At 67.0% G+C, this 17,459-nt stretch carries 16 protein-coding genes; 9 read left to right on the forward strand and 7 right to left on the reverse strand.

What is annotated here, in order from left to right; genetic code table 11:
- Positions 1-36: 36 nt before the first annotated feature.
- Together Q333_RS0102020 and Q333_RS0102025 are read left to right on the forward strand one after the other, a co-directional pair.
- Complete coding sequence (locus Q333_RS0102020) at positions 37-2,418, forward strand: TonB-dependent receptor (protein WP_029415081.1); 2,382 nt, start codon at positions 37-39, stop codon at positions 2,416-2,418.
- Positions 2,418-3,395, forward strand: coding sequence for a chromophore lyase CpcT/CpeT (locus tag Q333_RS0102025; RefSeq protein WP_029415082.1), 978 nt, complete (start codon positions 2,418-2,420; stop codon positions 3,393-3,395). Before Q333_RS0102020 ends, Q333_RS0102025 begins: the two co-directional genes overlap by 1 nt.
- A 10-nt stretch (positions 3,396-3,405) precedes the next feature.
- Here Q333_RS0102025 and Q333_RS0102030 read toward each other — a convergent pair whose 3' ends face one another.
- Positions 3,406-4,770, reverse strand: coding sequence for an NAD(P)/FAD-dependent oxidoreductase (locus tag Q333_RS0102030; RefSeq protein ID WP_029415083.1), 1,365 nt, complete (start codon positions 4,768-4,770; stop codon positions 3,406-3,408).
- A 173-nt stretch (positions 4,771-4,943) separates the two neighbouring features.
- Here Q333_RS0102030 and Q333_RS0102035 point away from each other — a divergent pair, with 173 nt between their 5' ends.
- The 7 genes from Q333_RS0102035 (at position 4,944) to Q333_RS0102065 (ending at position 11,147) form a co-directional block, all read left to right on the forward strand.
- Positions 4,944-5,990: an SAM-dependent methyltransferase gene (locus tag Q333_RS0102035; RefSeq protein WP_029415084.1), complete on the forward strand. Its 1,047-nt coding sequence runs from the start codon at positions 4,944-4,946 to the stop codon at positions 5,988-5,990.
- A complete protein-coding gene (locus Q333_RS0102040) occupies positions 5,987-6,400 on the forward strand; it encodes a DUF2177 family protein (RefSeq protein WP_029415085.1) in 414 nt (137 codons plus the stop codon). Before Q333_RS0102035 ends, Q333_RS0102040 begins: the two co-directional genes overlap by 4 nt.
- Positions 6,401-6,479: 79 nt before the next feature.
- Positions 6,480-7,403: a peptidase gene (locus Q333_RS17800; protein WP_211249682.1), complete on the forward strand. Its 924-nt coding sequence runs from the start codon at positions 6,480-6,482 to the stop codon at positions 7,401-7,403.
- A gap of 90 nt (positions 7,404-7,493) precedes the next feature.
- The gene (locus Q333_RS0102050) at positions 7,494-8,378 is read left to right on the forward strand and encodes an SGNH/GDSL hydrolase family protein (protein WP_029415087.1); all 885 of its coding nucleotides are present in this window, start codon (positions 7,494-7,496) and stop codon (positions 8,376-8,378) included.
- Positions 8,375-9,172 (forward strand): GDSL-type esterase/lipase family protein, encoded by a 798-nt coding sequence (locus Q333_RS16815; RefSeq protein WP_029415088.1) that lies wholly within the window; start codon positions 8,375-8,377, stop codon positions 9,170-9,172. The genes Q333_RS0102050 and Q333_RS16815 overlap by 4 nt, the downstream gene beginning before the upstream one ends.
- Positions 9,173-10,576, forward strand: a complete 1,404-nt coding sequence (locus Q333_RS0102060; protein ID WP_029415089.1) for an MBOAT family O-acyltransferase — start codon at positions 9,173-9,175, stop codon at positions 10,574-10,576.
- 10 nt (positions 10,577-10,586) lie between these two features.
- Positions 10,587-11,147: a hypothetical protein gene (locus tag Q333_RS0102065; RefSeq protein ID WP_029415090.1), complete on the forward strand. Its 561-nt coding sequence runs from the start codon at positions 10,587-10,589 to the stop codon at positions 11,145-11,147.
- Between the two features lie 5 nt (positions 11,148-11,152).
- Here the strand turns inward: Q333_RS0102065 and Q333_RS0102070 are convergent, their stop codons facing one another.
- The 6 genes from Q333_RS0102070 to Q333_RS0102095 all read right to left on the reverse strand — a co-directional run bounded on the left by Q333_RS0102070 (position 11,153) and on the right by Q333_RS0102095 (position 17,416).
- A complete protein-coding gene (locus Q333_RS0102070; RefSeq protein WP_029415091.1) occupies positions 11,153-11,755 on the reverse strand; it encodes an ABC-type transport auxiliary lipoprotein family protein in 603 nt (200 codons plus the stop codon).
- Positions 11,752-12,690, reverse strand: coding sequence for an MlaD family protein (locus tag Q333_RS0102075; RefSeq protein ID WP_029415092.1), 939 nt, complete (start codon positions 12,688-12,690; stop codon positions 11,752-11,754). Before Q333_RS0102075 ends, Q333_RS0102070 begins: the two co-directional genes overlap by 4 nt.
- 10 nt (positions 12,691-12,700) lie before the next feature.
- Positions 12,701-13,504 carry an ABC transporter ATP-binding protein gene (locus Q333_RS0102080; RefSeq protein ID WP_029415093.1) on the reverse strand — a complete coding sequence of 268 codons (804 nt, stop codon included), beginning with the start codon at positions 13,502-13,504 and terminating at the stop codon, positions 12,701-12,703.
- Positions 13,501-14,619 carry an MlaE family ABC transporter permease gene (locus Q333_RS0102085; protein ID WP_029415094.1) on the reverse strand — a complete coding sequence of 373 codons (1,119 nt, stop codon included), beginning with the start codon at positions 14,617-14,619 and terminating at the stop codon, positions 13,501-13,503. Before Q333_RS0102085 ends, Q333_RS0102080 begins: the two co-directional genes overlap by 4 nt.
- 108 nt (positions 14,620-14,727) lie before the next feature.
- Positions 14,728-16,173, reverse strand: coding sequence for a UdgX family uracil-DNA binding protein (locus tag Q333_RS0102090; RefSeq protein ID WP_029415095.1), 1,446 nt, complete (start codon positions 16,171-16,173; stop codon positions 14,728-14,730).
- Position 16,174: 1 nt separating this feature from the next.
- Positions 16,175-17,416: a putative DNA modification/repair radical SAM protein gene (locus Q333_RS0102095; protein ID WP_029415096.1), complete on the reverse strand. Its 1,242-nt coding sequence runs from the start codon at positions 17,414-17,416 to the stop codon at positions 16,175-16,177.
- Positions 17,417-17,459 lie beyond the last annotated feature (43 nt).

Below are 17,459 nucleotides of genomic sequence, written 5' to 3' on the forward strand. Positions count from 1 at the left end.
AGTATATCATTTGGCCAATCGGAGGGGCTGGACCCAATGTCGCATACTCACGGTGTTATCCGGACGCGCAGCGTCATTCTCGCGGGCGTCGCCTTCGCGGCCCTGGCCTCGGCCGCCGCGCCCGCATCGGCCCAACAGGCCGCCAGCGGCGATCCTGAGGCTTCCGCTGTGGAGGACATCGTGGTGACTGCTCGCCGACGCGAGGAGGCTTTGCAGGATGTGCCGATCGCGGTCACCGCTTTCACCGAGGAGAGCCTTCAGAACCAGCAGATCGAGGATCTGTCCGATGTGGCGCGCTATACGCCGGGCGTACAGCTGCAACAGGCGTTCGGCCGTGACGGAGACCGGCCAGTCATTCGGGGGGCCTCCAACATCCTGACCGGCGACGGCAAGGTCGGCATCTTCCTGGACGGCGTTCCGTGGTTCGGCGACTTCTCGACGCTGGATCTCGACCTGGCCCAGAGGGTCGAGGTGGTCCGGGGACCGCAGTCGGCGGTCTATGGTCGCGGCACACTGTCGGGTGCCATCAATGTGGTCACCCGTCGTCCGGGCGATGACTATACCGGACGCATGAACTTCACCGTCGGCACCGACCAGCGGCTGGACATCTCGGGCGTCATCTCGGGTCCGATCACCGAGAACCTGGGCGGAATGTTCGGCTTCTCCAGCAATGAGGTGGAGGGCCAGTATCAGAACACCGTCGGCCTGCGTGAACGTCTGGGCAGCCAGGAGACGCGCGGCTTCTACGGCGGGCTGTTTTTTGAGGCCGGGGATATCGACGCCTCCGTCCGCTACTTCCGCAACGACGATCGCGATTCGCATTTCCCCATCTCGCTGCTGCCGGCAGCAGCCAACAACTGCTTCCTGACCACCCGCCCCTACTACTGCGGCGAGATTCCCGTGCCGACCAGCTATGCACTGAACACCGACCAGATCCTGGTGCCCGGCATCGTGCGCGAGGCCGAACGCTGGGTGGCGGACGTCAACTGGGACATCGCCGGCTCAGGCTATGTGCTGTCCTATCTGGGCGGCAAGAACGACGTCTATGAGTCCAGCGGCTATGACGGCAGCTATGACGCCCGCGACTTCTTCGTGCTCGGCACGGGTTGCCCCTTCATCCCGATCGCCAACCGTTTCTGCGCCCGCTCGGCCTTCTACGACACGGCGGCCTCGGACCGTTCGACCGAGACGCATGAGCTGCGCATCTCCAGCCCCGGCGACAACCGCTTCCGCTGGAGCCTGGGATACTACACCGCCGAAGACGAGCTGACCCCGCTGGCCAAATACCTGGAGGTCACCGAGACGGGCTTCGACGTTCTGGGCGCGATCAACCTGGTGGAGACCGAGGCCTGGTTCGCCAGCGCCGACTTCGACCTGACCGACGCCCTCACCCTGACGCTCGAGGTGCGGCACCAGGAGGACCAGATCACCTCGACCAACCAGACCTATATCGCCTCGCAGTACTTCGGGCCCGAAGTCTTCGCCCGGGTGCGCAGCCCCAATCCGAATGCAGTGGTCGGAACGCCGGGGACGCGCAACACCAGCTTCGACGCCACTCTGCCGCGCGTGACCCTGACATGGGAGCCGTCGTCGGACCTGACGCTGTACGCCCAGTACGCCCAGGGTAACTCACCCGGCGGTTTCAACGATCTTGCCGCGCCCGTGACGACATATGAGGAAGAAACCCTCACGAACTACGAGATAGGGGCGAAGACCCGGCTGTTCGGGTTCGACTATCTGAACGCCTCGCTGTTTTACAACGTCTACGAAGATCAGGTCCTGACCAACACCTTCGTGGCCCTCACGGCGATCCAGAGCTATCGCGCCAACATCGGCGAGACGGAGCTCAAAGGGCTGGAACTGGAGGGTGGCTACAGTCTGACGGACAATATCCGTGCCCGCTTTACCTATTCCTACATCGACGCCGAGATTACCGAAGGCGTTGACGGCGACCAGGCGGTTTTGCTGTTGGGTCGCACCTGCCTGCTGGGTACGGCCAACAACCTAGACGGTCCGGGCTGCCGCGCCGCGGGCGACATCTCGGGCAAGGAGCCGCCACTGGTGTCGCGCCATCTGGGCAGCGCAGGCATTCGTTGGGACGGGGACACGATGGACAACGGCTGGAACCTGTTTGCCTCGGCGGATCTGACCTATCGCGGCGAGTTCTTCGAACAGGTCCACAACAACATCACCATCCCGGCCTCGACCCGAGTTGACTTGCAGGTGGGGGTGCAAAACGACCATCTGCGGCTGTCAATCTGGGGCAAAAACGTTGGCGACGACGACGCGCCCGTGGGCGTTCTGCGCTACGTCGACTTCATTGCTCCCAATGGACCGGCAGGTGTCCGCCCCCGCGCGTTTGGCGTGACGCCGGGTGAACTGAGCAGCTACGGTGTGACGCTCAGCGCCCGCTTCTGATGCGAGCGGTCCTGCTCGCCGCTGTCGCCCTGGTCCTTGCGCCGTGGGCGGCGGCGGGCGACCCGCCACCCGCGCCGATGGCGGTCGCCGTTCTGGAACGCGACCTGCCTCCTTTGGTTGAGATGTTTCAGGGCGTGTGGGACAACGCCGAGCAGGTTGGTTTCGCCGGGGAACTGGGCTTCGCCGACGGTGCCCCGCCAACGCGCCGCCACGTCACGATCCGACGTGTCGAGGCGCCCGGCCTTGGCCCGCTGGTCTTGCGGCTGGACGAATATCGCAACAATGACCCCGCCGATGTCGGTCGCCAGCGCTTCTACTCCTTCGCTGTCGATCCGGCGAAGATGGCGATCCGCATGGACGTTCTGACACCTCTCGGCGACCGCCTGCCCGCCGACGCTGACCATGCCGCCCTTACGCGGGAGGGCATGCGCTCCAATCCCGGTTGCGAGACTCTGTGGCGCAGGAGCGCCGACCAGTTCGTCGCCTGGATCGAGGACGGGGCATGCCGTGTGCGATCCCAGGGTGGCTCGGGCCCGGAGCTCACTATCGGCGCCGACATCGCTCTGTCGACCGACCAGCTCTGGATTATCGAAACGGCGCGCGACGCCCGCGGCCGCGACGCCTATCCCGACGAGCCTGACGCTCCCGTGCAGTACCGCCGCGCGACCGCCTTCACCTGCTGGATCGCCGTGCCACGTCAGGCCCCGCAGGAGGGCTGGTTCTACGCCCGCGACCTGGCCATTCACGACCAGGGCGGCGAGGTCTGGGTCACCACCGACGAGACGACGCCTCGCACCTTCGGCTTTCGCATGAGGAACGTGCGCTGGCCGACCGGCCAGAATGCCGACGCTCTGACGCTGTACATCCACGACCAGCGCGGCTCTCCCGCAATCAGCTACGCCTGGGCCAGCCCCGACGCCACGCGCATAGGCATCAACCTGCGCACGCTGCAGGGCAGCTGTTCGCGCGGAACCTAGCCATCCAGCGTCAGGCGGCCTCGGCCACCGGAGCGGGCGCTGGCCCGACCACGATCCGCCCGCTCTCACTGGCCACCGTCCAGGGTCGCCGTACGCCGCCCATCTGCTCCGCCGCCGCCAGCCCCGCCTGCAAGCCGTCCTCATGGAAGCCAGAGCCGAACCAGGCCCCCGCGAACCAGACACCGCCCTGGCCCTGGAGCGACCAGAGCTCCGACTGGGCGGCGACAGCGGCCCGGTCGAACACGGGGTGCTCATAGTCCCACTCGCCGATCACCAGCGAAGGATCTGGCTCTTTCGCCGGGTTCAGGCTGACGAACAGCGGCGGGCCCGGCAGGGACTGGAGCTCGTTCATCCAGTAGGTGACGCCGCCCTCGCCAGAACGATCCGAATAGCCCTTGTGCGTCCAGGCGGCCCAGGCCTTGCGCCGCTTGGGCATGGCGGAGACGTCGCGGTGCAGGATCGCCTTGTTGGCACGATAGCCAATGGCGCCGAGCAGACGCCGCTCCTCCGTTGTAGGCTGATCCAGAAGTCGCAGGGCCTGGTCGGAGTGGGTCGCCAGCAGGACGGCGTCGAACCGCTCGGTTCTGCCGTCGGCGAACCGCAGCGTCGCGCCCGAGCCGTCGCGTGAGACCCCGGCCACGCCCGCGTTGAGAACCGTGCGTCCCGCAAAGTCCCCATGCAGGCGCTGCACGTACTCCCGGCTGCCGCCGTCGACGGTGCGCCAGGTCGGCTTGAGGTCATAGGTCAGCAGATTGTGGTTCATGTAGAACCGCACGAACGACGCCGCCGGATAGGCCGACATCTGACCCATCGAGCACGACCAGATCGCGGCCGCCTGGGGCAGCAGGTGCGCCTCCTTGAACAGGTCGCCATAGCCGTTGCGGGTCAGATAGGCGTCGAGCGTCTCGCCGGTCCGCTCCATCTCGGCGAGATCCTTCGGGGCCTGCTTCTGGAACCGCAGCAGGTCCGAGATCATCCGCCAGAACCGGGGGCTGACCCAGTTCCGCTTCTGGGCGAACAGGGCGGGGATGCCGTGGCTGGAATACTCGAAGGCCCCGTCGTCGATGGAGACGGCGAAGGACATGTGCGCCGGCTTGGTCGGCACCGACAGATGCTCGAACAGGGCTTTCAGGTTCGGGTAGTTGTCCTCGTTGTAGACGATGAAGCCGGTGTCGACCGCGACGGGAGCCGAGGGGCTGGGGGCCTCCACCGTATTGGAATGGCCGCCGATGCGGTCGTCGGCCTCGAACAGGGTCACGTCGCGGCGGTGGGCCAAAAGCCAGGCCGCCGACAGCCCCGATATGCCCGAGCCGACCACAGCGATCCTCTGGCGCTTGCCGGGCGTCTGGTTCGAGGCGGCGAGATACGGGCTCATGCGGTCTCCGGGTCGTCGTGGGCAGACCGGTGAACTACGACCCAGCTGCGGCGATGGATGACGTCATCCAGCTCGGAGGGTCGTGCGTAACTGCCGGGTCGCCCCAAGCGCGGCCGTTGCGTGCGGCAACGGTTAGGCTTCGCAGGGCCGACCCGCAATGTCAGGATCGTCGCATGAACCTCACCAACGTCGCCATTCGCCAGCTCCAGGACGCGCCCTTCCCGGATTTCGTCACTCGCCCGGCGATCCGTAGCCTTGTGACCGAGGCTCGGAAGAAGCTGGACCGCGCAGGCCCGCACGACGCCGCCGCATTCGCCCGCGACATGGCCGTACGCGCCATCGCCGAGCACACCGAGGCCGCCAACGATCAACACTACGAACTGCCGTCCGAGTTCTTCCGCCTGTGCCTTGGCAAGCGGCTGAAGTACTCCTGCTGCCTCTACCCGACGGGCACCGAGACGCTGGACGAGGCGGAAGAGGCTGCGCTGGCCGAGACCTGCGCCCACGCCGAGCTGGAGGATGGCCAGACTGTCTTGGAGATGGGCTGCGGATGGGGCTCGCTGTCGCTCTGGATGGCCGAGCACTATCCCAACAGCAGCATCACGGCGGTGTCGAACAGCCACGGCCAGAGGGGCCACATCGAGGCCCAGGCCAAGGCGCGCGGCCTGACCAACCTGACCGTCATCACCCAGGACATGAACGTGTTCGAGCCACCCTCGCCGGGTGCCTATGACCGCATCGTCTCGGTGGAGATGTTCGAGCACATGGCCAACTGGCGGGCCCTGCTGACCCGCGCGCGCGGCTGGCTGAAGCCGGACGGGCGGATGTTCATCCACGTCTTCACGCACCGCAACGCTCCCTATCGGTTCGACCACACCGACTCGGGCGACTTCATCGCCCAGCATTTCTTCACTGGCGGGGTCATGCCCAGCCACGACTTGATCCGTCAGTTCCCGGACCTGTTCGCCGTCACGCGCGAATGGACCTGGAACGGCGTCCACTACGCCCGCACCGCCGAGCACTGGCTCCAGAACATGGATCTGAACAAGGACCGGGTTTTCGAGTTGATGAGCGGGACCTATGGCCCTGCGAACGCGAGATTGTGGACGCGGCGCTGGCGTCGCTTCTATCTCGCCACGGCGGGATTGTTCGGAAACGACGACGGTCGCACCTGGGCCGTCAGCCACTACCTCCTCGCCCCTGTCGGAGCTCGCCCATGATCAAGTGGATCGCCGCCTATATCGGCACCGCCGTCGCCTTCGCCGCCATCGACTTCGTCTGGCTGACCAACATGACCGACCGACTTTATCGGCCTGTGATCGGCCCCATCATGGCGGCGAAGCCGGACATGGTCGCGGCTGTTGCCTTCTACGCTATCTACATCTTCGGAATCGTCTTCCTGGCGATCGCGCCAGCGCTGAAGGACGGCGGCTGGACACGGGCGGCGCTGAACGGGGCGGTTCTGGGCTTCGTGGCGTATGCGACCTATGACCTCACCAACCAGGCGACGCTGGCCAACTGGTCGGTCCGCCTGACGGTCATCGACATCGCCTGGGGCACGACCCTGACGCTGCTCGCGGCGACGGCGGGCTATTTCGCGGCCGCAGCGGCGAGCGGTCGCGCGGCCTGACGATTCCCGACCGCCGGTTGTCTTTGGCCAGCCGATGATATCTCATCTTCCCACAACGCTTTTTGGGGGAGAGATCATGTTGAAGACCACATCCGCGGCCCTGTTGGCCCTAATCGTCGCGGCGGCACCGGCCGTGGCCGCCGTACAGAGCAAGAGTGTTCAGCAGGTGGACCCGTCCGCCCGCGCCACCTACGGCGACTATCGCCTGAACGCTGGGTTCCCGGATGACCCCTACATCATCTACGTCGATGCTGGCGGCGATATCGACGCCTCCAACGTCGCCAGCGGGTGCGCGGGCATGGTGTCCTATGCACCGGACGCACAGGTCACCTACCGCGCGGGCAGCCTGCCGTTCATCATCCGGACGGACTCCGACACTGACACGACCCTTCTGGTCAACGGGCCGGACGGCAGTTGGTACTGCGACGACGATTCCGGCGGAAACCTCAACGCCCAGCTCCGCTGGGGCAGCCCGCCGTCGGGCGTCTACGACATCTGGGTCGGCACCTTCGGCGGCGGTGTCGCCCGCGCCGAACTTCAGATCAGCGAACTGGACTCCACCAACACCAACGATAATAACTACAACGATAACAACAACTACAGTGACTCGGCCGGCACTTTCGGCGAGATTACGCTCCGGGCGGGCTTCTCTCCGGACCCTCACACTGTGCGCCTGACCGCCGGCGGCGAGGTTGATTCCGGTCCGCTGGGCGACGGCTGTTCTGGCAATGTCGCCGACTACCCGGACTATGTCGTCAACTACACCTCGGGCAGCTTCCCGCTGATCTTCGGCGTCGATTCCGATCGCGACACCACCCTGGTCGTCGCCGACCAGAACGACCGCTACTGGTGCGATGATGACGGCGGCAACGAGGGCCTGAACCCGCAAGTCTATCTGAGCAATCCGCGCAGCGGGACCTACCGCGTCTGGGTCGGCACCTTCAGCCAGGGCAATGCGCCTGCGACGCTCTATGTCACCGAACTGGAAGGCAACGCGCCTTAACCCTTTTTCTCACCCGTGGCGCGTGCGTCATGGCGAGACGCCTTGCGACCCGGCTATGGTGGCCGGGTCGTTTGCGTTTGAGGTCGCCGCGTGCGCGCAGGGGTCAATGCAGTCACTGCCGCCCTCGTCGTCGGCGTCGGGATCGGCCTGGCCCTGACGCCGGACGGCCGCGCGTGGCTGGCCCGGCCGACGCTGATGCTGGGCGACGCCGCCAACGCCTCTGCATCTCCCCCGTCCGCCGTCGATGCCCCGCCGCTGGCCATGACAGCCGTCGCCCCGGTCGCGCATCCTGTCAGCACGTTGCGGGACAAGGCCGCGCAGGGCCAACTTCGCATCGGCGTCTTCGGGGACTCCATGGCCGACGGCGTCTGGGCGGCTCTTTATCGCGACCTGCGCGGCCAGCCCGGCGTGACGGTGACCCAATTCAGCGAGGTCTCCACGGGCCTGTCCCGCTACGACTACGTCGACATCCAGGCCAAGACCGCCCGCCAGATCGCCGAAGAGCCGATCGACGCCGCCGTCATCCTGTTCGGCACCAACGATGGCCAGGCCATCGAGCTGGACGGCGTGATCCATCATTTCGGCAGCGACGGCTGGAAGGCAGCCTATGCCCGCCGGGTCGACGACCTGGTCGCCCTGCTGCGCGGTCAGGGGATCGCCGTCTACTGGGTCGGCCTGCCCGAGATGAAGCGAGCCGGGTTCGATGCGAAGATGAACCTGATCAACGAGGTGGTCTCGGTCCGCATGGCGGCGCTGGGCGTGCCCTTCATCGAGACCGAGACCCTGACACGCGACGAGGCAGGCGAATACGACGCCTATCTGGCCGAGACCGGCACGGGCCGCCGCCGCCTGATGCGAGCCAACGACGGCATCCACATGACGATGGCGGGATACATTCGCATTGCCGAGCCCGTGGCCGACCATATCCGACGCGACGCCGGCCTGGTGCGGCCTTCGGAGCCGGCCGGGGAATGATCCGCGCGCTGGTCGTCGCCGCAGCATGTGCGACGGCGGACGGGGCGACGGCCCAGGAACGCCCCTGGACCCCCCTGCCCGATCCGGTCAGCGCGACCTGCCCCAGAGGCCTCTGCCAGGCCGAGGCGCTGCAATCCTTCTTCACGGCGCTGGATGGCCGCGCGCCGGTCCGCGTCCTTCAGTTCGGCGACAGCCATACAGCCGGGGGTGTCATCACCGCCTCCCTGCTCTGGCGCTTGCAGTCGCAGTTCCCTGGCCGCGACATCCGGCTCGATGCGCACGGCGTCGTCGGCGCCACGCTGCGAGGGCTTGAGAGCTATAGTCCTCTGTTTGACGGTCCGACGCCCGACCTGATCGTTTTGGCCTACGGCACCAATGAGGGTTTCGACGACCTGCTCGACCCGGCCGCCTACGAGGGGCGCCTGCGTCAGCAGATCGAACGAGTGCGCCAGGCGGCCCCCTCGGCCTCGCTCCTGATCCTAGGCGCGCCCGAGGCCATGCGCGGCGAGGGTGGCGGCCGCTGTCCGGAAGATCCCGAGGGCCGCTGGCGTGCGCCGGACATGCTCGCCGTGGTGCGCGACGTGCAGCACCGGGTCGCGGCCGAGATGGGCGTCGCGTTCTGGGACTGGAGGGGCCGCATGGGAGGAGACTGTTCGGCCCACGCCCTGACGCTCGGTCCCGAGCCCTTGATGCGCCTTGACCATGTCCATTTCACGGGCGCGGGCGGCGACTGGATCGGCGGCTTGCTGTTCGAGGATCTCATGGCGGCCCACACCCGACGGGGAGGCCGCTAGGTGCTGTTCCCGACGCTCGCCTTCGGCGTCTTCTTCCTGTTCGTGTATTTCACCTCGTGGTCGCTGGATCGCGAGAACGGGCGGCGAAAGCTGTTTCTGCTGCTGGCCAGCTGGTTCTTCTACGCCCAGTGGGACTGGCGCTTCGTCGCCCTGCTGATCGCCTCGGCGGTGCTCAACTGGGGCGTCGCCGCCCTGATCGCGCATTCTGATGAGGCGGGCCGACGCAAACTGCTGGTCGGCCTGGGCGTGGCCGCCAACCTGCTGGTCCTGGGCATCTTCAAATACTACGGCTTCTTCGTCGAGCAGGCCGGCGAGCTCTTGGCCCGCTTCGGCTGGGAGCGCGACCTGCCGCTGCTGGAGATTGTGCTTCCCGTCGGCATCAGCTTCTTCACCTTCCAGGGCATCAGCTACGTCGTCGACGTCCATCGCGGAAAGACGCCGCCGGCCAAGTCGCTGCTCGACGTCATGCTGCTGATGAGCTTCTTCCCGCATCTGGTGGCCGGGCCCATTGTGCGGGCGTCCGACCTTCTGCCCCAGTTCGACCGCGTGCCCCGCCTGACGCGGGAGATGGCGGCGCACGGCTTCCTCCTGATCGGCTGGGGCCTGTTCAAGAAGACGGTGATCGCGTCCGAACTGGCCACACGGCTGGTCGATCCGGTCTTCTTCGATCCGTCCGCCTACGGGGCGCTCGACCTGGCGGCGGCCGTCTATGCCTACGCGGTCCAGATCTACTGCGACTTCTCGGCCTATTCTGACATGGCCATCGGGATCGCGGCGCTGCTGGGCTATTCCTTCCCGCGCAACTTCGACCAGCCGTATCGGGCGAAGTCGATGCAGGACTTCTGGCGGCGCTGGCACATCAGCCTGTCCAGCTGGCTGCGCGACTACCTCTACGTGCCGCTGGGCGGAGGGCGAAAGGGTCTGGTCCGCAGCTGCCTGAACGTCTTCATCACCATGCTGCTGGGCGGGCTGTGGCACGGGGCCGCCTGGACCTTCATCGCTTGGGGCGCGCTGCATGGCGGGGTGCAGGTGGTCGAGCGACTGGGCCGGGCCGCCTTCCAGAACCGTAGCGTCATCCCGACCTGGATCGGCGTGCTCGTCACCTTCCACATCGTCTGCCTGGGCTGGATCCTGTTCCGGTCCGAGACCTTCCCGATGGCGATGGAGATGCTGGCGGGCCTCGGCCGGTTCGAGCCGGCGACCATGGTCACGCCCTTCCTCTTGACGCTGATTGTCGGCGGCCTCGCGATGCACTGGCTGCCACCGCGCGCCGTCGAAGGCTTCGCCACCTGGCTGAAGCCCGCGCCGTCGCTGACGATGGGCCTGCTGATCGGCGCCGCCATTCTGCTGGTCGAGGCGGTGCGGCCCGACGGCGTCGCCCCCTTCATCTACTTCCAGTTCTGAGGCCGGTGACATGAGCGACCGCCCCGACGATCCGGACATCCCCCTGGCCCCTCTTCCCACGACGTTGCCACCGTCGCCGTTCCCGCCGTTGCAAGACGAGGCGACGCCCTATCTGGATGATCCGGAGCCATCGCCGACTCAGCCTGCTGAGCCTCCGTTCACCGATCCGCCAAGCGACTGGATCCAGACGGCCGACGCCCACGACCTTCCGACCGCGCCTGGTCCCGAGCCCGTCAACCCGTTGCTGGCGCTCGGCCGTTTCGCCTTCCCGCCCGGGGAGCCGCCAGACGAGGAAGGCCTCGCCGCGCGGGACCGCCGCTGGACCAGCCGGGTGATCGTCATCGCCACGGTCTTCCTGCTGACCTTCAACATCGCCTCGGTCCAGAACTGGGTCCGTCAGCAGGAGCCCGGCTGGGTCACGACGACCGTCAGCCGCCTGTCCGAAGTCTGGAGCGAGCAGATGGCCCTGCTCGGGGCCGAACGACCGCGTGAGGCAGTGCGTGAAGCCTACGAGAACGCCCGCGACAGCGACTGGCGCAGCGGCGACTCCACGACAGCCGACGGGTCCTAGGGTCCTTAGCCGGCGTTCGCCTCCGTCCAGGTCACCAGGCGGGTGTTGAACTCCCGCGACGCCAGGTCGAAGGCCTGGGCGATGGCTGAGACGCGGTTCTCGCCGGCCGACTCGCTGACCGAGATCACCTCCTCGGCCACCACCGTGCGTTCCGGGAAGCGCAGCAGCCGCGCGCGCGCGCTGATGGTCACGACCGGCACGGCACCCGCATAATCATAGCGCGCCTCGAAGGTCCGGACGTCGATGTCCAGCACGCGCGTCGCGGGCGTCAGCTCGCGCTGGCCGATAAGGCGTACGGTGCGCGCCTGGTCGCCGAACGCGCTCTCGATGCTCTGCGACATCAGCTGCTGGGCGGGCGAAACCCATCGCGCTCCGGCGATGTAGGCGGCTTCCTGTCCCGTGGTGCCGAGGATGCGGTCGCCCCGCGACGCCGCAGGAAACTCCACGTTCCTCAGCCGCACCTGCACCGGAGTGGCGACCGTCACGGCCGAGGCGGTGGTCCCACCGCTTTCGCCAAAGCGATACAGCTGCACCGGATCGGGGCTGGACAGCAGGGCGCATCCCGACAGGGCGACGGCGGCGGCCGCGAGAACGAGCGAACGGATCACGGCTGGACCTCCAGTTCTTCGGATGCCGGGCGGCTGATGAAGTCTCGCGGGCTAGCCCGCACATCGTCGACCAGGCCGCGCAGCGACTGCGTCGCCTCCTCCAGCCCCTGGATGGCCTCCAGCAGCTGCGGCACGCCGGTGGTCGCCACCTCGCCGACCGGTCCCTCGAGCGCATTGGCCGTGCGGTTGATCGAGGCGATGGCGGTGCGGGCGTCGGCAGTGGCCGCGTTGATGTTCTGAATGGCCTCCCGGCCATCGCCCTCGACGAGAGCACGCGCCTCGGCCCCCAGCGCCTGATACTCGGCAATGGCGGCGTTGGCGGATTCCAGCGCCTTCTCCAGGTCCTCGAACATGCCCTTGCGGGCTTCCAGCTCGGTGGTCAGAGCCTCGACGTTTCTCAGGCTGGTCGAGAAGCTGCGGACATTGTCGTCGGACAGGACGCGGTTGATGCGGTTCAGGGCGTCCACGGTCTGGGCCAGCACCGTGCCCGATCCGCTCAGCAGCTCGGCGATCGGCGAGGGCTGGGACTGGATCACCGGCACGACGTTCTCGGCGTACTGGCTCTTCAGCAGGGCCGAGCCGTCGGTCCCGGCCGTGATCTGGATGTAGTTCAGGCCGGTGATGCCCTGCGGTTCCAGCTGGGCGCGGCTGGTCACCCGCACAGGCGTGGTCGCATCCAGCCGCACGCGCGCGATGACCTGATCGCCCTTTTCCGGATCCAGGTTCAGATCGGTCACCTCGCCGACGCGGATGCCGTTGAAGTGAACCTCGCCGCCTTCCGACAGGCCGCGCACGGGGCCGTAGAAGACGATGTCGTACAGGTCGTACTCGTCGTTGAACTGCAGCCGGGCCAGCCAGATGGTGAACACCGCCAGCGCCGCCAGAAGGGCGACGGTGGCGATGCCGACGGCGGCGTAATGTGCGTCTCGTTCCACGGCGCTCCCCTTATGCGGCCTTGGTGGCGGCGCGTCCGCGCGGCCCCAGAAAGTATTCCTTGATCCACGGGTGGTCGGATTTCTCCAGCTCCTGCACCGTGGCCTTCTCGATCACCCGCTTGTCGGCCAGCACCGCGACCTTGTCGCAGATGGCGTACAGGCTATCGAGGTCGTGGGTGATCATGAAGACGGTCAGGCCCAGATCGTCCGACAGCTTGCGGATCAGTTCGTCGAACGCGGCCGCGCCGATGGGGTCCAGCCCAGCAGTCGGTTCGTCCAGAAAGATCAGTTCCGGATCCAGCGAGAGGGCGCGGGCGAGGCCCACGCGCTTCTTCATGCCGCCGGACAGCTCCGCCGGCTTCTGGTGGTGGCTCTCGGGCTTCAGGCCGACCATGGCGATCTTCATTTCCGCCAACTCGCGGATGGTGTCGTGAGGCAGCCGGGTGTGCTCGACCATCGGCGCGGCGACGTTTTCCAGCACGGTCAGGGAGCTGAACAGGGCGCCCTGCTGAAACAGGACGCCGGTACGGCGTTCGATATCGGCGGCCTGGGCTTCGGTCAGGTCGCCCCGGTCGTGGCCGAACACGCGGATGGTCCCGCCCTCGGGTTCCTTCAGGCCGATGATGGAGTTCAACAGCACGGTCTTGCCGGTGCCCGAGCCCCCGACCACGCCCAGCACCTCACCGCGCTTCACGTCGAGGTCGAGGTTGCGATGGATGACCTGCTCGCCGAACTGACTCAGCAGACCGCGCACCTCGATCAGGTTCTCGGAACCTGCGTCGTTGGCGGCCGTCGTGGCGGGCGGGCGGCTCACAGGTTCAGCTCCAGAAAGATCAGGGCGAAGACGGCGTCCAGCGCGATGATGGCGAAGATGGCCTGAACCACGGCGGCGGTGACCCGCTGGCCCAGGCTCTCGACGTCGCCCGCAACCGCCATGCCCTGGCGACAGCCGATGGCGGCGATGACGATGGCGAACACCGGCGCCTTGATCATGCCCACCATCAGGTGGGTGTCCATCAGGGGATCGTCGCTGACCCGCTGAATAAAGAAGGCCGGGCCGTAATCGAGCTGGCTCCAGGTCACCAGCGCCCCGCCCATGAACCCGGCCAGCATCCCGACGAAGGTCAGCAGCGGCATCATCACCAGCAGCGCTGCGAGCCGGGGGATTACCAGGGCCTGGAACGGATTGACGCCCATGACCTGCATGGCGTCGACCTCCTGGTTCATCCGCATTGAGCCGATCTCGGCCGCGAAGGAGGACGCCGACCGCCCGGCGAGCAGGATGGCGGTGATCAGCACCGCCAGTTCGCGCAACACGGCCACGGCCACCAGCTGGACCGTGAAAACCCCCGCCCCGAACTGGGTCAGCAGATTGGCGCCCAGAAAGGCGATGACGGCGCCGATGAAGAAGTTGGTCACGGCGATGATCGGCAGGGCGTCCAGCCCGGCTCGGTCCGCCTGGCTGACCCACGCCGCCCAACGGATCTCGCCCGGACGGCGCAGGGCATGGCCCGACGCCGCCATCAGCCGACCCAGGAATGCCATCGACAGCAGGAACTCAGCGCCGGCGTCATGCACGCCATGGCCGATCTTGGCGAAGAACCGAGTCAGGGACTTTTTGGCCGGCAAGGGACCGGCGGACTGGCGCTCCAGCGTCTCCACCATCGCATAGATGCGGCCCGCTTCCGGCCGTGCGGCGAAGGCGTCCTTCGGGATGGCGCACCCGGACGCCTGCACGAGGGCCAGGGCCCCTGCGGTATCGAACCGGCCCAGGTCGCTGACATCGACCCGATCGACGGTCCGGCCTTCCAGGCCGTCGCCCAGCCGCACCGCCGCCTTGCCCAGCGTCATGGTGGTCCAGTCGCCGGACAGCCGCAGCAGGGTTCCCCCGCCCGTGGCCTCCTCGATCTGGAATTCCGCCGTTCTCATCAAGCCACCCTTAGCGGAGCGAATGCGAATCGAGAACGCCGCAGGTTGCGCCCATCCCTCATCAAAGCGGGCGCGTCGTCGCTCTGCAACAGGTGATGACTTGTGGCCTCAGAGCCGGGCGCGGACGGCCTTCAGATCGTCCACGAACCGCTCCCGCTCGCGCGCCTTGGCCGCCTCGTCCGGAAGGCGCAGCAGGTAGGAGGGATGCACCGTGATCATCGCCGTCGATCCATCTGGCAAGGACAGGGGCTGGCCCCGCTCCTGCGTCACCGCGACCTTGCGGCCCAGCACGCCCAGCGACGCCGTCGCGCCCAGCGCCAGGGTGAGGGCGGGCTTCACCAAACGCCGCTCCTGATCCAGCCACCAGCGGCAGGCGCTGACCTCGCTGGCGACGGGCGTCTTGTGCAGGCGGCGCTTGCCGCGCGGTTCGTGCTTGAAGTGCTTTACGGCGTTGGTGACAAAGACGTCCTCCCGATCGATGCCGGCCTCCTCCAGCGCCTCGTTCAGCACCTGCCCCGCCGGACCGACGAAGGGGCGTCCGGCCAGATCCTCCTGATCGCCCGGCTGCTCGCCCACGATCATCAGCTTGGCCTCTTTCGGCCCCTCGCCGCACACGCCCTGCGTCGCATCGCGCCAGAGCGGACAGCGGCGACACGCCTGAACCGCGTGCTTGAGCTCGTCCAGCGTCGTGGCGATGAAGGCTTCCTCGAACGACCCGTCGCGGGCGGACCTGGCGATCGCCTTGGCCAGGCGGGCATTGGGTTCTGTAGGGGCCGCTTGGACCATCGTCTCGGTGCGAGCGTGCGAGGCCGCGACCAGTTCCGGGATCAGCTGGGCCTCGGGCAGATTCTTCCAGTACCGTTTGGCCATTTCGCCCTGCATGGTCTTCGTCTTCAGCCGAGCCGGATTGAAGGTCGAGGCGTAATAGGTCTTCCAGAACTGCTCGACCTCGTCGTCCTGCGGCGCGTCCTCAGGCTGGGCGCCGGGGCCGAAGGTCAGGGCCTCGCCGTCCCAGAAGCAAGAGCCGTCCGGCGTCAGGATCGACCAGCGCATGGTCGTGAACCTCCGCACGAAGAAGCCGGACGTCTTCTCCAGCACCCGGTGCGCGGGCTCGAACCAGGCGACATAGAGTTCGCCATCCTCGTCGTCGATCAGGCGAAACCGGACGAAGGCCTTCATCTTGTGCGAGGCGCGGCTGACGTTCTTGGCCCGCTCCAGGGCGTCGGCGACATCGCGGTCGGACACGACCTTCATCAGGTCCGGCTGGTCGCGCAGCCGCCAAAGCAAACGGTAGAGCAGGTCGAGGCGGTCTTCCGAGCGGTGCAGGATCACCTCCTGCGCGACCTCCACGAAGGCCTTGGGGACAGTGAAAGCCGCTTCACGGGTTGGCCCGGAATGCTCAGTCGCTTCAGCCGAAAACAGGTCCCCCGACGCCTCCGAACCCGGCACCACGAACCGCGCCTGTGCCGGTTCCACGCCCGCCAGCCGGAACCGCCGCGCCGCCGCGCGCCAGCCGTCGAAGTCGGTCTCGTGATCCAGGACGGCGGTCGCCATCTCAGAACAACGTCAGCTGTTCCGGTCGCGGTTCCGGCGCGATCCGCGCGCGCAGATCGACCGCGTCGGTCAGGCCGCCCGGCGTCCAGTCCAGGGTGGTGATGAACGGCCGCACCTTGTCGATGCCCCGACACAGCCGCGCGACATCCTCGAGCCGCAGCGTGCGGTAGCGCCGGACCGAAATCATGCGATCGACCGACTTCACGCCCAGCCCCGGCACGCGCAGCAGCCGCTCACGCGGGGCGCTGTTGACGTCGACGGGGAACTCCTCTCGCCTGTTCAGCGCCCAGGCCAGCTTGGGGTCGATGGCGAGATCGAGCATGCCGCCTGTCGTCGCCTCGCCGATCTCGGGCGGCGAGAAACCGTAGAAACGCATCAGCCAGTCGGCCTGATACAGCCGATGTTCCCGCATTAAAGGAGGCTTCGTCACCGGCAGCGCCGAGCTCGCGTCCGGGATCGGGCTGAACGCGGAGTAGTAGACACGGCGTAGTCCATAGCCGCCATACAACGACGCAGACCGGTCGATGATCTCCGTGTCCGGCGCGCCGTCAGCCCCGACGATCAGCTGGGTCGACTGGCCGGCCGGGGCGAACTTCGGCGGCCGCGCCCTGGCCTTCTTGTCAGACTTCGCCGCCTGCACCTTCAGCCGCACGTCGGCCATGGCCTTTTTGATGACGCCGACATCCTTCTGCGGGGCCAGACGACCCATCGCCTCGTCGCGCGGCAGCTCGATGTTGGCCGACAGGCGGTCGGCGTACAGTCCCGCCTCCTCCACCAGCTTGGGATCGGCCTCGGGGATCAGCTTGAGGTGGATGTAGCCGCGGAAGTGATGCTCCTCGCGCAGCTTTTTCGCCACGAGAACCAGCTGCTCCATCGTGTAGTCGCCGTTGCGGATGATCCCCGACGACAGAAACAGCCCCTCGATATAGTTCCTCTTGTAGAAGTTCAGGGTCAGCTCGACGACCTCATCGACGGTGAACCGTGCCCGCTGCACGTTCGAAGATACGCGGTTGATGCAGTAGACGCAGTCGTAGATGCAGAAGTTGGTCAGCAAGATCTTGAGCAGGCTGACGCACCGCCCGTCCGGCGTATAGGCGTGGCAGATGCCCATCCCCTCGGTCGAGCCGATCCCCTTGCCGCCCCGGCTGTCGCGCTTGGACGTGCCGGACGAGGCGCATGAGGCGTCATATTTCGCCGCATCCGCCAGCACGGCGAGTTTGTGTCTGAGATCCAGCTGCGCCATATGTTGCCATTATGTTCTCATTCAAGAACTCTGGCTAGGGGCG

The sequence above is a fragment of the Brevundimonas bacteroides DSM 4726 genome (genome assembly GCF_000701445.1).
GTDB lineage: Bacteria > Pseudomonadota > Alphaproteobacteria > Caulobacterales > Caulobacteraceae > Brevundimonas > Brevundimonas bacteroides.